This window comes from Aliikangiella litoralis, from assembly GCF_052495765.1.
The window spans coordinates 5,231,996-5,249,593 of sequence record NZ_CP199292.1; the positions used below are offsets into that span (position 1 = coordinate 5,231,996).

General features: G+C 37.7%; 8 protein-coding genes and 1 tRNA gene. All 9 read right to left on the bottom strand.

Translation table 11 applies throughout. The features are described 5' to 3' along the window. Positions 1-124: 124 nt before the first annotated feature. The 9 genes from ACT5E3_RS21845 to ACT5E3_RS21885 all read right to left on the bottom strand — a co-directional run bounded on the left by ACT5E3_RS21845 (position 125) and on the right by ACT5E3_RS21885 (position 17,434). Positions 125-481, bottom strand: coding sequence for a hypothetical protein (locus ACT5E3_RS21845; RefSeq protein WP_444995678.1), 357 nt, complete (start codon positions 479-481; stop codon positions 125-127). A 431-nt stretch (positions 482-912) separates the two neighbouring features. Continuing rightward, complete coding sequence (locus ACT5E3_RS21850) at positions 913-2,814, bottom strand: RHS repeat domain-containing protein (RefSeq protein ID WP_444995679.1); 1,902 nt, start codon at positions 2,812-2,814, stop codon at positions 913-915. Between the two features lie 31 nt (positions 2,815-2,845). Then, the gene (locus ACT5E3_RS21855) at positions 2,846-4,765 is read right to left on the bottom strand and encodes an RHS repeat-associated core domain-containing protein (protein ID WP_444995680.1); all 1,920 of its coding nucleotides are present in this window, start codon (positions 4,763-4,765) and stop codon (positions 2,846-2,848) included. Between the two features lie 90 nt (positions 4,766-4,855). Beyond that, positions 4,856-11,563: a hypothetical protein gene (locus ACT5E3_RS21860; protein WP_444995681.1), complete on the bottom strand. Its 6,708-nt coding sequence runs from the start codon at positions 11,561-11,563 to the stop codon at positions 4,856-4,858. A 729-nt stretch (positions 11,564-12,292) separates the two neighbouring features. After that, positions 12,293-12,378, bottom strand: a tRNA-Leu gene (locus ACT5E3_RS21865). A gap of 24 nt (positions 12,379-12,402) precedes the next feature. Further along, the gene (secG, locus tag ACT5E3_RS21870) at positions 12,403-12,930 is read right to left on the bottom strand and encodes a preprotein translocase subunit SecG (protein WP_444995682.1); all 528 of its coding nucleotides are present in this window, start codon (positions 12,928-12,930) and stop codon (positions 12,403-12,405) included. A gap of 3 nt (positions 12,931-12,933) precedes the next feature. Continuing rightward, positions 12,934-13,695 (bottom strand): triose-phosphate isomerase, encoded by a 762-nt coding sequence (gene tpiA / locus ACT5E3_RS21875; RefSeq protein ID WP_444995683.1) that lies wholly within the window; start codon positions 13,693-13,695, stop codon positions 12,934-12,936. Between the two features lie 164 nt (positions 13,696-13,859). After that, complete coding sequence (locus ACT5E3_RS21880; protein WP_444995684.1) at positions 13,860-15,950, bottom strand: EAL domain-containing protein; 2,091 nt, start codon at positions 15,948-15,950, stop codon at positions 13,860-13,862. Beyond that, positions 15,947-17,434: a YfiR family protein gene (locus ACT5E3_RS21885; protein WP_444995685.1), complete on the bottom strand. Its 1,488-nt coding sequence runs from the start codon at positions 17,432-17,434 to the stop codon at positions 15,947-15,949. The genes ACT5E3_RS21880 and ACT5E3_RS21885 overlap by 4 nt, the downstream gene beginning before the upstream one ends. Between the last annotated feature and the right edge of the window lie 164 nt (positions 17,435-17,598).

Here is a 17,598-nt window from a genome sequence, read left to right on the forward strand (position 1 = left end):
TATCCACAAAGTGTTCGATGACAATTTGGTACAGCGTACGACAATAGTTTGGCAAAGCTAAAATAGTGTACGACAATAGCGCGGTAAAACTGCTCAAATTTTAGTAAATTGTATGACGTATAATTTAGTAAAAAGTATGATGGTAAAAAAGTAATCTACACCCATTCGTTCCCTGATAGTTAGCTAACGTAGTTTGATTTTTCCACAAAGGTAAAATATTTTTTAATAGACTAAAATATCGCTTCACTTGTTCGTCATGTGTAACAGCAAGATCAATAGAAACGCTAGTTTCATCTTCTTTTTGTTCAATATTTTTTAATATTTTAATTCCATAAAAAATGCAAACAAAACCTGATATCAAAAAGAAGAAGAGTGTATATTTAAGCAATACGGATTGAAGCTCGAAGAATAAGCTTAACAGCGAAATAATTGAAATAATTGCCGTACCTGCAAAAACCCAATTCTGAACACGTTTGAGCATTAAATTGACTCACCATAAAAACACTCTATTGCGTAAACGCAACACCTGTTAAAAAACTAGTTCAAGAACCATATTTAAGCAAGCTAGAACAACTAGTTAGAAGTAAAATTAGATCTTGTCGGTGTTTTTGTAGAATTATTGAGTGAACTATTTTCTGTAATTACAATAAATCAAAGAAATAGATATAAAAAAGCAATCCATTCATATCCTTAAAGAATAAAAAAGACATCTTATTGATTGTTTTCTATTCTAAGTACACAACTATCTTTAGCCTCAACTGTTGTAGCTAAGTTTTATTATGATAAAACCTATTTTTCAAACAATGCCTGCTATTACACTGATATATTTAACTCTCCTAATATCCCATATATCTAGTCTTCTACATATGCAGTTCTAACAGGCAAAACTTTTCAGTTTATTTTAGTTTTAAGTTACTGAATATTTGTTCTGGTTATACCCGGCCAAGGTGCTGGCATTGCAGAAATAACGCCACTGCACTGTGATGTACCGGTACAAAATGTCGCGATAATCACTCCTTGATTAGGAGTAGAAACAATATCTCCCCAATTTTGAGTACCTCGAATTTTTATCACATTAACGCCTGCACCAACTTCATCATAATGTAATTCTTCCGAACTGCTTAATTGGTAGTTATGAACTGTTTCGCCAGGTAAAACAGTTGTAACGCCTTCTTGTTTAGCCAACGCATCAATATCAACACCTTGTGTAAAAGCGTCAACAACCATCTTAGTTGTATTAATTCCTTCATAAATATAAATAATAAAATTACCTTCAGCAACTTCAACGTTTTCAGGTTCTCCACTATCATTTGAGTGAGGAACACCATGTCCATGTATTACGGTTGTTTCTGAAGCTTGTTTGGCTTTTTCTAACTCAATAATACTGTCTCCTTTTTGTGTACCGTCTTTATCTATCTGAGTAATTTCACTATCATCAATCACTGGAGCAGTATTTTTTTTCTTCTCATCTTGCCCTTTCCCCTCAGAACATTTCGAACTTCTCGATTGAGTCTGAGCACAATAATGCCCCAATGCTGTTTGCAATCCAGTTGGATCCCAGGCATTCACCGGATTATTCCCCACATAAGCATACAAATTAAAAGAGCTCGCATTAAAAATATTAAAGTCCCTCGCCGGATCGGGCCGATTCATTCGACCATATATCGGTTTGTAATGACGTGCTTTCATATAGATTGATTCGGTGTCTACATCGTCTTCATGTTGTGTAAAGCCGTAGGTCCCTTCATGTAAATCCGCTTTATTCATTTGCTCACCAAAAGGCGAGTAATCCTGTGTCAACACTTCACCCGCTTCCGTCCAACGAACCGACTGACTTCCCAAACGACCACTGAATTGATATTCCACTACTGCAGATTGTCCTGGCACTTGTTTAATCGATGCCACGTTCGCGCCACCTTGGCTGACATGTCGTTGCGCTTCAATTAGTTCACCCGATTGATTATCATAAGTTTCTTCAAAAGCGACATTCCCTTGGCTATTGCGGTAATAATAAGTCGTTTTATCCGGCATCATTTTTCGAACGCGATTACCCGCACCATCGTAAATATAATGAGCCACCCACTCTTCTGAAACTTTATCGGTTACTAAAACTAATCGTCCGGCATCGTTATATTGATAACTGAATTCACCGTCATCAATAACACGTCCATCGTCATCATAATCCCAATTTTTATTTTGATATTGCGCGTTAAAGGACTGGGTTGTTAAAGGGGTAACCGATAAACCATGACGATTAAATCCCGACTTGCGACTTAAATTCCCGGCATTATCGTAACCATAATTCACTTGTGATGTGCCAACCTGAAATGTTTGTAATCGTCCCATGGCATCATAATCATATTGATAGTTTTGTGGGCTTCCTTGAAACAGCTTGGTGAGTGAGATTAAATAGCCACGTGAGTCGTAACGCATATTTTCTTCTTTGAAAACCGACTCACCATTCACTGAAAAATAACTTTCTAACGGTGAAGAAAAAGGCGAGTACTGATAAGTCGCTGTGGTTTGGTTATTGGCCGAGTAACCAACCGATTGCGCTGTACCATCTTCATTAAAATGAGTCGAGCGAATAATCACTTGGTTATTCGCTTCTATTCTAGTCGCTTGATTATGATAGGAATATAAAGAATACTTTACTAAATGATTGGCATCAATGGCTTCTTCAGTTAATCGACCTTGATGATCATATTGCCAGTCGAGTATTTTTTCTACACTTGCAATACAGTTCGAACAAGTCAAAGCCACTCCAAAACTAATTAGCTTTAATCTTAATACATTTTTTTTGATGGTACGCATAACTTTTCCAAAAATAATTATCAGTTAAAACTCACTTTAATTTTCTTCTTTCTTTGGTTGCTTTAATCACTGGTAATGCCAATATAGGTATTCTTGTTCTCTTAACACCATCACCAAAATCAAGAGGGATCCCTTGTTTAAATTGATAGTTTTTCATCGTTGGCATTGGCACCCAAAAGCCTCCTCCTTCGTGCGTTGTTCGAGTGTATGGGAGCTCTGAAGATAGTTGTCCTGTTGCTTTTGCTATAGGTGTTTCAAGTTGCTGTATTGCAAACTGCTCGACAATATTTCCATAAGTTGCATGCGCGACTTTTCTTCGATCTTTATAAACCTGATCGTTAGGCGCAGACTGATGATCGATCGCATGCCCTAGCTCATGAAAAAGAACTGAAGTTGGACTAATTTGAACGCTATCCATTGGGTTATTAATTGCCATATTTGAATTCCAGTATATTGTTTCATCTGTCATGTTATAGTGTGATGTATCGTCAACCACTTCTTCTACAGCAACAGTTAAAACTTGCCCCTCTTCAATCCCTCTTTTTTTCGCTGCATCGTTAACTATCTGCTCAGCACCACTCATTAATGCGAAATCGATAGCTTGATTAAAATCCTTTACGAACGCTTCAGAGCCAGAACAAACAAACTGCACACACCCAACCTGCCTGGTAGATTCAGCCAATCCAGTTGGATCCCAGGCATTCACCGGATTATTCCCCACATAAGCATACAAATTAAAAGAGCTCGCATTAAAAATATTAAAGTCCCTCGCCGGATCGGGCCGACTCATTCGACCATATATCGGTTTGTAATGACGTGCTTTCATATAGATTGATTCGGTGTCTACATCGTCTTCATGTTGTGTAAAGCCGTAGGTCCCTTCATGTAAATCCGCTTTATTCATTTGCTCACCAAAAGGCGAGTAATCCTGTGTCAACACTTCACCCGCTTCCGTCCAACGAACCGACTGACTTCCCAAACGACCACTGAATTGATATTCCACTACTGCAGATTGTCCTGGCACTTGTTTAATCGATGCCACGTTCGCGCCACCTTGGCTGACATGTCGTTGCGTTTCAATTAGTTCACCCGATTGATTATCATAAGTTTCTTCAAAAGCGACATTCCCTTGGCTATTGCGGTAATAATAAGTCGTTTTATCCGGCATCATTTTTCGAACGCGATTACCCGCACCATCGTAAATATAATGAGCCACCCACTCTTCTGAAACTTTATCGGTTACTAAAACTAATCGTCCGGCATCGTTATATTGATAACTGAATTCACCGTCATCAATAACACGTCCATCGTCATCATAATCCCAATTTTTATTTTGATATTGCGCGTTAAAGGACTGGGTTGTTAAAGGGGTAACCGATAAACCATGACGATTAAATCCCGACTTGCGACTTAAATTCCCGGCATTATCGTAACCATAATTCACTTGTGATGTGCCAACCTGAAATGTTTGTAATCGTCCCATGGCATCATAATCATATTGATAGTTTTGTGGGCTTCCTTGAAACAGCTTGGTGAGTGAGATTAAATAGCCACGTGAGTCATAACGCATATTTTCTTCTTTGAAAACCGACTCACCATTCACTGAAAAATAACTTTCTAACGGTGAAGAAAAAGGCGAGTACTGATAAGTCGCTGTGGTTTGGTTATTGGCCGAGTAACCAACCGATTGCGCTGTACCATCTTCGTTAAAATGAATGGAACGAATAATCACCTCACCAGCGACTTCAATTCGTTTCGCTTGGTTATGGTAAGAATACTCCGCATAATTAACAATATGACTGGCATCAATAGCTTCTTCTTTTAAACGCCCTTGATGGTCATATTGCCAATCGAGCATTCGCTCAATACTGGCTTCACAAAAAAAACTGCTACAAACCATTGCACAACCAATCAAATTGGAGAACACTTTTTTAGATTGAAACTGGTTCATTATTTCCCTCTTCAGATTATTCAAGTTGCTCTTAAAGTTTAATTAAGAGCAGTCGATCATAATATTAAAATTGATATGAGTAAGTGAAAATTATGGTTGATATCTAGCTTCAAAATAACTCGTTCTTTGAATAAGCTTTCCACCTTCTTTGATTTCAATCCATAACGAAGCTTCATCAACATTCGTTGTTGGACAAGTCGATGAACCATCCATATCAGATAAAGTCACTATTCGAGCTGCACCGCCATCCGATTCATCGAGTACTTTTTTACTCCATTGACATGATGAAGGAATACTAAAATCGGTGCTTGACCAATACAGTTTAGCTTCTACATTGGAGTTACCACACCCGCTACCTATCAATTGCCAAGTTGCTGTTGGTAACCCTCCCGTACTATTATTAATTGAAAACTCAGCGACCTTACAAATAGGGCTACGAACAGGATCGAAACGAGCAATCTGTGTAGGTCTTGAATCAATCTTTACTTGACTACCATTAATATTTTGCCAAAGCTCAATAATAAATTCAGCTCTTCTTATTCTAGGACAATTATGATTTGGTCCATAACCTCCAACCATAAAGTCGACAGTCCGATTACCCGACTTACTACCATCCCATAGTGAACGATATGCAGCACACTCGCTCGATAAATTTGCTGGATCGATAGTCGTCGTCCTAACTTGAACAGAAACTTCATTACCACAATTAGTTTGCCAATAAACTCTAGGCAACATACCAATAGTTGAGCTATTTTGTACTGAAAAATATTCAATACCACAACTAGCAGGCGTTCCATTGGGATCATGATTAAAAGCTTTAAAATCTGTCTTACGAATTAAAATATTATCTTGGTAAATTTCTCCCCAAACAACACCATTGCGCATTTCTGGGCAATTATTCATAAAACTAACTGGCTCATTAGTGCCATAGGTAGCTGTTTTAATCACAAAACCATCTTCTCTGCATGAAGTTGGTATATGTGTGTCTGTGGTCGCGCCTTTTATTTTGATATCAATATTACTATTGCCACAACCTGCTCCATTAAGTGTTCGCCAAGTCACTTTAGGCAGCGCACCATCAACACCATCTGTTGTAGTTATTTGACTTATTTGACAGCTTGATACATTGGGTAACGGTGTAAAACGCGCTTCTTTAACCTGACTCGTTTCGATCAATTGAGTGTTATCTTCTGCATCTCTCATTTCAATCCAGAAGTCTGCAGTGGTAACCGATGGACAATTATAACTAGTGCCGTAGCCTCCAACCATAAACTCAACTTCTCGGCCATTTGGTAGCCGTTGATTACCATCCCACACTCCTCTATTAACATGACATGACGAACTGGGTGGGTTATGAGTTGTTGTGGTCATAACCAGCACTTGTACCGCACGATCACATTCAGTATCCCAGCTAACAATAGGTAGTCTGCCAGCTATTGCTGAATTATTTACATCAAACTGAGTAATGCTACAACTGCTTCCAGTACCAGGATCACTAACTAACCCCCCGGTATAACTTAAATCAACTTCAGCACTTTTATCAATTAACGGGAAACCACTCGGATGTATTATTTCAGCCCAAACATCAACAGATTTCATTGCATCACAAGGAGTAGCCCCTTCAGGATCAACGGGCTTTCCGTTAGTAACAATATAGGGTGTATACATAAAGCTTGCTTCAACCTCATTGCCTAAATTTGCTTCTGAAAAAACAATACTTCTTAATTGACAATCTTCACTAACACCAGGTTGAACTGCATCGTATTTAATTTGAACTAAATTTTGATTAGAACAATTTTTAGTTTTCCAATTAATTTTAGGTTTATTATTTTCATCTCCATCAGTTACATTAAAATATGAAATATGACAGTCATTACGATCGATATAACCAACAATTGGTTCTCGGCTATCAATAATAGAACTAGTTGGACTTTCATTCTCTCTGATTTCAATTTCAAATAGTGCTGACTTAATATCTGAGCAACCTGTCGGGCGATTTTTCATAATGGTTGCATCTTTCTCACCGGATTTATTGGCACTAAACAACTCGCCTGAAAGATCGCATTGAATAGGCTGGTTGGTATCAAGTGAACTTATTTTTAATTCAACATGCTGTTCAGCGTTGCAATTGATAGTTTCCCAATTCACTCTAGGGGTTCCACTACCAACACCGGTATAACCATTGTTTACATAAAAGTTTCTAATTTGACATGAACGTAAATTGTTAGTCCAATCTGCAATAATTGGTTCAGATTGTGTTACCACATTTCGATTTGAATCATAAACCTTTAACTGAAATTCTGCACGCTCAACCGGATCACATTGTTTAGGTCCTGTCCATGTAGGTGATCTATCAGGATCAGGATTCATTGCTAACTCAACATCTTCAAAGTTATATCCATTAAACATCCAGTGTGCACGCCTAGGTCCTTGTTTTAAACCACTAAAAACACCACCATCACGAATGAAAGTCCCAGTTGCAGGAGGCATAACACATTTGGGTTCAAGATCAACACTACCTGTACCCGGTATAGTACGAGCTAAAACTTCTGTTGATAAACCATCACAGTTTGCTGTTTCCCACTCAATTAAAGGCCCTTCATTAATTCCTCGGCGAGAAGAAAATTCTAAGATATTACAAGCTGAAGTAATCCTAGAACTATCACTTGTTGGAACAGGCTCGAAAGAGTTAGAAATACCAGAAACTTTCCATGTGTATTCGTTATCTAAAGAAATAGGGGTCGCACCATGTGAAGTCAATTGATTTTTCCACAGTTGATATTGACTAGCGTTAGGGTGACCAGCACTAATTTTTGCTTGTAAATTATCAGCTAAACTAGTGTTAGTCAGTGAAACTTGATTCACACCTTCTTCAGCGTTAATAACTAAAGTACCATAGGCTTGGTGAGTTAAATGAACTTTATAATTTCCAGAATACTCTTGCTCCCATCTTAAATTTAAAGTTGATGGCGCTTCAGATAAAGTACGCGGTCGAAGATTTTCAATTTTTCTTAACAGTGTGGGGATATTGATAACTTTTGATTGAAGACGATTATTTTCATCATAAGCATAACTTTCTTCAACGAATCGCTCTCTTCCTGTACCAGTAAATGTTCTGCTCCAACTTAACAAATCTGTCGCAGAATCAAACTGGGCTTCAAATATAGTCTGATTACCAGGTTTATCAATCCCAACTAAGCGACCGCCAGCATCATAACGATAATAATTATCCATATTGCTATTAACACTGGTATTCCACTGGTGGTCTAACTGGTTATTTTCATTATAGTTATAAAGAGTAATACCAATCTCAGGGTTATATTCTTTGAATAAATTTCCTGCTAAGTCTTTCCAACGTTTTCTTGTTGAAATATTGTCACCAGTTTGATTGACAACCCGAGCTTCAGATAAAGGAATTCCAAAAAAACCATTTTGATCATCTTCAAAGTAATCCACTTCAATATGAAGTTCTGCACAATCACTATTACCGCTGCCATTACAAGGAATAGCTTTTCGATTCCGGCCCAAAATATCGGTGAATAAAACGGTGTTACTTTCCGAAGCAATATAACCAACACTTGGCACACTATTCGTTTTGACATGATGCTTGGTATAATTTAAACCCGTCGCAGTTTCAAATCCATAAGTAAAAAACTCTTCTTTCAGTACCAGATTTGAGCTATTTAAATATTTAATATGTGTTGGACGTCCAGCAAGATCCGAGTAATTAACAACTTTAGCATCATTCGTATTGATAGCAGTTTGCCCTACACTCAAGTTGGTATATTCCGTTCTATCCTTATTCACTTTACCAGGCTCAATCGCTGATTCAACTCTAATTGTTCTTCCCCAGATATCAGTGACGGTTTCACTCAATTCAATATTATTTCTAGTAACTATCGTTTTATTAACATAGGGATAACTGGTATTAATAACCGAGTCACTACCACTTTGTGATTCTAGTGGTCTACCGATTAAGTCGTGTTTGCTATAACTAGCAACTCCGGCATCAACAATATTATCAATCACTGCACCAAAAATTAGATCTCGAGACTTTGTCGTAACTGATCCATCTGGTGCAGTAATTTGTGTCGCTTCTCCATTTTCATACTGGCTAAACAAAGTAGTTAATGAACCATTTGAACTAGCGCTTAAATACCCCTTATCAGAACCCGATGTATGATAATCCAATGTTTGAACCAATTTATTAGTATGCGAAGCTAAATTGCCTGCGACTTCATCTTTAGCAACATATTTATGCTTTAAAAAGTAATTTTGATTACCTGGAATTGCCCTTTCATAGGCTAACTCAACATGACCTAAACGCTGTGACGCCGAAACCACACAACTGGTTGGCACACTATTACTTGACTCAATAAAACATTCTTTAGAGTAACTTGGAAGAGCCAATTGATATTGAGTCCATGCACCATCATTAGTCGAAGTTTTATTGATATGGTTATCTTCAAAGCCAAATTCTCTCACCACATAAGAACGCACTGCTTGCTCTTTAATATAAGAAGTCGAACTTTCAACCAGCATTTGAATATCATTCCAATGATACGTATATTCAGTCACACTGGTTGGTGAATTTATCATGCCATTTGGTATAGTTGATTGTGCAGTACTGTAGGCACGTTTAGCATATTTAGATACAACCGCACTCGTACTGATTAACTGCGGGCGCTGACTTTGATAAGGTGCTTCTCCACCAAGTGCCTCTAATGGAGCAGATCGCCACTTCCACTCTTCTTCAATAACACTATTAGCATTTTGATTATCACCATTATGAAATGTGGTACGTTTAAAAATAGGTTTACCAACAATCTTACTCAAGGCTCTTGGATATGAATTGTATTGCTCTGATTGGTAATCAACATAATGAGTCACTCTTTCAATATCTTGCTGACCATTGGCAGTCATTGTTATTTTTAAGTAACTGTCAGGAGCCCCACCCGTGACAATCCCTAAAAGTAAATCATATTCTTTGCTAGCTGAGTCAAGAAACTGATAATGATACACATAATTTCCACCAGAGTGACTCAACTGCCTGACTCTTTTCTGATCACTATTACTTCGTAATACAGCCCAGTCACAAGAAGGAGTTCCGGGTAAATCACCATTCGTTGTATCGGGATCATCACACAGCCCAACAGGTCTGCCCGATCCTGAATAATAAAAAGCGGCAGGCACATTAATCAGCTGATAGATAATATTAGTCGTACCACCGGCAGGTGAGCGGATCCACTTAATCCAAGGATGATCCTGACCATTTTCTTTAGGAGCACTCGCAATTGATAAATCTTCAACGCCAATGGTAACAACCCGGCTTGCAGCATCTTCATAAGAAGCAAGGTGATACTCGCCATCGAAAGCTTGGTACTGATAATTAAAGTAGGCCAAACGATTCAAACGAGAATCTTTAACTTCCCTTAATAGAGGTCTACCTCCCCCCACTTCTTCATAAGAAAAATATAAAGACTCAGGATTACTACCGTTATCTATTTTGACTGATTTAATGTATCGAGTCCCAATACAATTAGAATACTGATTGAGAGACTGACAAATATTACCTAAACCTTCAAAAGTACCACCGAAACCTCCATCGGTACCTCTAAACTTCCGATCAAATATACCTCCATCACTACCATCTCCTTTTGTACCACCTCCTTTTGTACCATCTCCACCCCCTTCACCAGAAGAGCTGTACACCTCTTCTGGCTGAGCATATTTAATGGTATAAGAAGTGCCATTTGCATTAACAACTTTAGTAGGATAAAAGTGAACCGCATTGGGCGTAGCAGGCTTTTGACCAATTAAATGTAACCACGCATTATTTAAAGATTCATAGGTTGGTGTGTAATAAACCTTACCACCATCAGGCTGCATAAGAACAAAATCGAACCAGCCATATTCTTCGAAAAAGCGTTTACCATTTGCAGTATCAGTTCTAGCGATCCCATCGTTAGGTAAAACGGCATTCCAGTTAACATTTGGGTGAGATGCATCTCTAATACCCCAGCACGAATAAATAGGACCCGATGTTGGAATAGTCGAAACAGGTTCTTGATTTCTCCAATCATTATTATCGGGGCTTTTTCGAGTAAGCACTCTTCCCGATGAATCAATATAGGCTAAATCCCGTTGCTTAGATACTCTGACAACAGGTGCGCTGGCGTTGGAGTCACGATGAATTCTAATATCACCGGGTACACTGAAACTGTTGCTTGTATTTTCGGGATTTAATCCTAAACCTATTTGCTCACGCGCAAACTTAGTACTTTTTCCAGAACTATCTACAAAATAAACTTTTTCTGGCGCACCAGATTGAAAATGTCCACAGATATCATGAAGCTCTCTCGGAATAACCGTAATATGGCCTAAGCCTAAGTGCCACCCTACTCCCAAAACACCAATATCACCCGCATTATCATCATAACGCTCAATATTATCGCGTCTTTTTAAAGGAGAGCTATAAGTTGGAGTCAAAGCAAAACCATTAATACCAATCGAAGGTAAGCTCCCCGTCACTCCACCATTAAACTCGTTAACTTGAATGTAAGGTACAGAATCAACAGCACCAACCCCTATAGCATCAATTGAGTGAGGTTTGATTTTTCTATCATAAGGAACATTATTGCTAGCAGATACAGTAAGACTGATAACCCCTGCAATTAAAAATAATATAATTGAAGTAACGCCAGAGTAGACTTTCGCGAGCCTTAGAAAATCCCCTTGATGACAATTGGTTCGAATGACATCTATATAATGACAATGCATTTTCCTACACTTTAACATTGATTAATTTCCTTCAAAAGATTAAGAGTGATACAAAAAACTCAGCTTCCAGTTATTGAGAGCTATGGATTAGCGATATAAGTTTCTAGCAACCAGCTTTTACAATCGCCGCAAAAAAGGAAATCGATAACAAGTATCAAAAACTGCACTACAATTTTGATACTTACGGTTAAATACAAGGGAGAGACATATCGGTTTGTGCTTTTTTTTAAACTGTTTATATTATTTTGAGATATTAATACAGCAGCAAGTCGCTTTTAAATCACACTATTCAAACTCATGAATAATGAGGAATACGTTTTTTGACACTTAAAAATATTGATTTTTTCCTTAATCGAAAGCAAAACCTGTTTGCAATGAAAAGCTGAATTAAGAAATCCGAGAACAGCGTTTCCTTATCAATAAACAAACATAAACCTAATCGAGTCTATGATAGTTGGGCATCAATAAAAATGAACACTATTGAAACGAGTCTATCTGGTATGTAATAAGCTAAAGGGATGAGAGAATGTTGCACGAGCAAGTTATTTGAATATAACTATAACAAAGAGTCCATTTAACCTCATATATGACAGCAAACCTGTCCCTGTTATCAAACTATTTGACCTTGCAATATCGGAGGAGACCATATATGAGGTTATTTATCTAAAAGGACCAAAAGGATTTGTTTAGCACATTTGAATAAGAGAGATTTTGCCAAAAGCTCTACTGATGCAGAGCTTTTAAAATTGGTGCCGAAGGCCGGACTTGAACCGGCACGACCGTAGGTCACTACCCCCTCAAGATAGCGTGTCTACCAATTCCACCACTTCGGCAAAAACTTTCATAAACAATGAGGGTTAGCTATTTGGATTATTTTCTTTTTTTGTTTCTTCTTTAACTTCTTTTAATTTTTTTTCAGCTGAGGCTTTTACATCTTCAACTTTTTTTTCTACTTTCTTTTCCGCAGTAGCTTTTAAATCTTCAGCAACGGTTTTTTGCGCATCAGCCGTATTGCCTTCTACAGGCGCAACCTCAGACTCTAAGCCTTTTTGAGTTGGTGGCAACTCTGACTCAATACTCGTTACAGGTTTAGACTCCTCAACTTTGTCAGTTGATAGTGAGCTAACTTCATCAAGCACTGCATCAGTTGTATCTACTGGTGCCGACTTCATATAACTAATACTTAATGCAATAGCAAAAAATAAAATCGTCAATATTGTTGTTGCTTTTGTTAAAGCATTACCAGAACCAGCAGCACCAAAAACAGTGTTTGCGCCCCCTGCCCCAAAAGAAGCCCCCATTTCGGCTCCTTTGCCTTGTTGCAAAAGAATGATTCCGATTAATGCTATCGAAACAACCAAATAAATAATAAGTATAATTTCCATTGTTTATCCTGCTGCGGAATAAATTTTTAAAAAATCTTCAACTTTAAGCGATGCCCCACCAATCAGGCCACCATCTATATTATCTTGCGCTAATAAATCTTCGGCATTAGCTGCATTCATACTACCACCATATAATATTGGTAATTGAGCTGCAATATCTTTACTTTGCTCTGCAAACCACGCCCTAATTTCAGCATGAACTTGCTCAGCCTGCTCTGGCGTTGCCGTTTGGCCAGTGCCAATCGCCCAGATAGGCTCGTAAGCCACATAAGCCTGAGAAAAAGCGTTAATACCAACAACATCGACTACTGCCTGACATTGTGACTTTAACACTTCAAGAGTCATCTCTTGTTTTCTTTGCTCTAAGCTTTCTCCAATACATAGTATGGGCTTCAAGCCATAATTTAAAGCCGCAGCAAACTTTTTTGCAACACGACTATCATCATCAGCGAACATTTCTCTTCGCTCAGAATGACCGACTAACAAATGACTCACTTGATAGTCAGCTAACATACTACTACTTATTTCACCAGTAAAAGCACCTGAACTTTCCCAGTGAGCATCCTGAGCGCCTAAATAAATCTTACTATTTATCAATAACTTACTAATGTCTGCCATATGAATATGAGGGATACAAATAAGCATCTCAACGTTATTATTAAGATTTGAATCAGCGACTATTGCACTAGCAAGTTGAATTGCCTCTGCCCGAGAGCAGTTCATTTTCCAATTACCTGCAATAATACGTCGTCTAGAGTCGCTCATTACCAATCTTACATTTGGCTAACATTAAAAGGGCGCAAATCTTACCTGACATGAGTGGGATAAACAAGATATTGATGTTATTTAGTCTAAAATTAGTCCGATTTTACCAATTTGATCGGCCTGTTACGTGCAATTTCTGGTTATTTTAAAACATTATCACGATCTCATTGATGGTTATAACCTGAATCAGGCTGGGCAATACGTTCTAAAAATTCAGTAAAATCTTCATAAGACAAGGGCCTTGAGAAATAATAGCCTTGTATATCATCACAGTTGTTCTTCGCAAGAAACTCATGCTGTTCAGCAGTTTCCACACCTTCAGCAATAACTTCTAAACGTAAGCTCTTTGCCATTGAGATGATAGCGAGCGTAATAGCAGTATCATCAGCATCTACCACAAGCTCATCGATAAATGAGCGATCGATCTTTAATGCATCTAAAGGAAAGCGGCGTAAGTATGAAAGTGATGAATAACCAGTACCAAAATCATCGATCGCAATTCTGATTTGCATTTCTTTCAATCGTTCTAATATATCAATCGCTTGCGTAACATCTCTAACGAGCATGCCTTCTGTAATCTCAACTTCGAGTAACCTGGGAGGAATGTGATATGATTGTAATACTGAAGCAATTGACTCAGGCAGGTTAATTTGTCTGAACTGCAGTGCAGACAAATTAACAGCGAGTCTAATTTCATGACCGAGTTTGCGACAATCAGCTATTTTCTTGCACGCATTGTCCAACACCCAGTTACCAACTTCTTTAATTAGCCCGGTATTCTCTGCTATGGGAATAAATTCAGCGGGAGAAATGTTGCCTAAAATAGGGTGGTTCCAACGTAATAGTACCTCAGCACCAATCACTTTATTTTCAATGATATTCAGTTGTGGTTGGAAAACTAAACTAAGCTCTTCATTTTTAACCGCTTGTCGAAGTTCATTAGCTAACTGATGACGGCGAATCGCTAATTGATTTAATTCTGCCTCATAAAACTCAAATGTGTTTCGACCGACTTCTTTGGCTTTATACATTGCAGCATCAGCAGCCTTCATAAGTGAATCGACATCAATACCATCATGAGGGAACATACACACTCCAACACTAACCGTAGTATTCACTTCATAATTAGATAGTTTAAAAGGTTTTTCAAAACTGGTTACTATCTTTTCTACTACAGAAATAACATCTTCAGTATCATTGAGCTCATTTAAAATAATAACAAACTCATCGCCACCTAAACGAGCCAGAGTGTCTTCATTTCTAATTCTTTCAAGTAAACGCTGACTGGTCGCTTTAAGTAACTGATCGCCAACAGCATGACCAAGCGAGTCATTCACATCTTTAAAATGATCAAGATCCAAAAATAAAAGAGCAACCATCAAATTAGTTCTTGATGCTCTCTTTAGTGCATATTTAATTCGATCCATGCATAAAGCACGATTAGGCAACTGTGTTAGCGAATCATAATTAGCCAGATACTGTAAATCTTTAACCGCTCTCTCTAAACGCTTTTTATTGAGTTGCAGCGCTTCGTTGGCCCTATCTCTTTCTTTTTGATTAACTTCAATTTTTTCCAACATTTGATTAAATGAGTGAGCTAACGAACCTATTTCATCTTCTCCGTAATAGGGAACTCTGATTGAATAATTGCCACTACCGCTCACCTCTCGACTAATAGACTCCAACTCAACCAAAGGACCAGAAATCATTTTTTGCAACCGAAGTGAAATCAGATAAACCAACAGCATGAGGACTATAACAATAGCCACACTCATAAAAGCAAAATCTCTAATCTTAGAATAAAATGCCTCAGTTGATACTTTTAGATAAACAGTCCCCGCAAACTCACCGTCTTCTTGAGTCATTGGTGCCCAAACATATAAACGACCATTTCCCCAAATAGCGCTTTTGCTATTTTTGAATTCAGCTTCACTGATATAAAAATCATTATCATTTTCATCCCTAACGGCCATTAGCTTACCAGTTGTATCAAAAACAGCCGCGCCAAAATTACCGCTTAACACTGAAGACCTTAAAATTCTTTTCAATGTCTCTTCATCTCCAATACTCGCTGGCACTAAAGCATTATTAGCAAGTAGCCTTGCTTGAGTCTCTGTATCAGCTATTAATGCTTGTTGTGTTGTTTGGTAATAGTTAACCGTAACACCTAGCATTCCAATGAACAAAGCGCCCGTAGACATAATTAAAATGACAACAATCAATTTGGTTCTTAATGAGTTACCAGAACGGATCATTTGCTCCCTCCATTAGACGCTAATGCTGCATCTAAAAGAGTTTTTGCCGCCACAAAGCCTCCCTCTTCTAGTTTGTTAATGTCTAATTTAAAGGAAACTTTCTTCGGTTCAGTAAGTAAATTATAGTGGAAGGCGACATCAGCTTGAGCAGGCTGATAACTAATCAGCAGTAGACTAACATCTGTTTTAATCGACAATAATTCGGATAACTCTTTTGCAGAAATAGCTCCAACTAAAAAAGCTTCACACTTTGCTATTTGTTTTGGCTTGTCTATTTGCTTCACAAAAATAGTTTTACGTCTTCTTTTTGTTGCTTTTAAAGCCGTTTGTTCAGCAGCAAAAAACAATTCTAAATTTTTGTAAGTCCAAGGTTCTTGATAAATACATAAATTTACAGACTTTTTTATAACTTGGTGCCGGCTGGATTCAGGCCAGGTTGTATCTCGAAGAATATTCAGTAGTACTCGAGAAAGCTCAGGGTAATCTTTTTCGATGACCACCGCGGAATTAAATAACTCAAAACGAGGCGAATGTCCTGTTTGTTTAAATGCTATCAAGTTAATTTCAAAACGAAAGTGTGACCTATTTTTTTTAGGTGATAGATTGTAATGAACCCCTTTCTCCCCTAAAGACTCACCATTGCCAATTAACAACACCTTTCTCTTTGCACGTTGAGACAATATTTCCACTAAGCTTTCATCAGATACATTACCAATTAACAAAGCATGGCAATCATCGGCCTGATTGATAGAATCAATTGTTTGATTAATTAGAAATTTGCCTTTAAATGTCTTTCGACGTGCAAAATAAGTAATAAAAGACGAAAGTGCAGCATCTTTAAATGTACACAACTTAAAACTTTCACTTTTTTCAAGAAGCAGGCCCGCTTCAGACCATTCGGTATAATTAATCAAAGAACGAAGTAAGTTAACCTTATCCGAAATGTTTGATGTTAATACCCTCGCATATTTGAGTAAATCCTGAGCAGGCACTAACTGACTAGAAATTAGTAGATCAGGGTTAAGCTCATAATCAAATTCGTTTTTGTTGTTTAAATACAAACTAACATGGAAGCCTTTTAAAGCATAACCGGCCCCTTCAATAATAAAAAATGTCTCTTTAGTGATTTGGTGGTTCAAAATCCAAGCAACATCTTTTTCTTCAGGTTTTTTTAAAAAAACGGCATGGCATGCAGCTAACCCTCCTCGGTCCTTCAGATTAGAAATATTCAAGGGGTATTTATTAATATTAAGCCCTTTCAAATAAAGCTTTAACAAGCGATAAGAGCTACTGTCATTATAAGTACACAAACGATAGTTTTTAGAGCTTTTTTGCCGAAAAGAAGATTGTTCCCATTCAACCAAACTAAGAAGCTGCCTAATAATTTCGGACTTTGCTAAATCCTCATTAACCCCTTCTGCGGCAAAAGTTTTTGGGCTGATACATAAAAAGCATATAAAAACAAACGTTAAACACCTTACCAATAGACTCATCCTGTATGCGTTCTACCTGCTTTCGTTCTGATTACGAACACTTTTATACCAGTCACCTTTCCCACAAAAGATATTACCCGCCTAAGCCAATAAGAAATTAATAATTTGTTCATAATCCACACACTAAATTGCTAAAAGTATAGGATAAATTGACG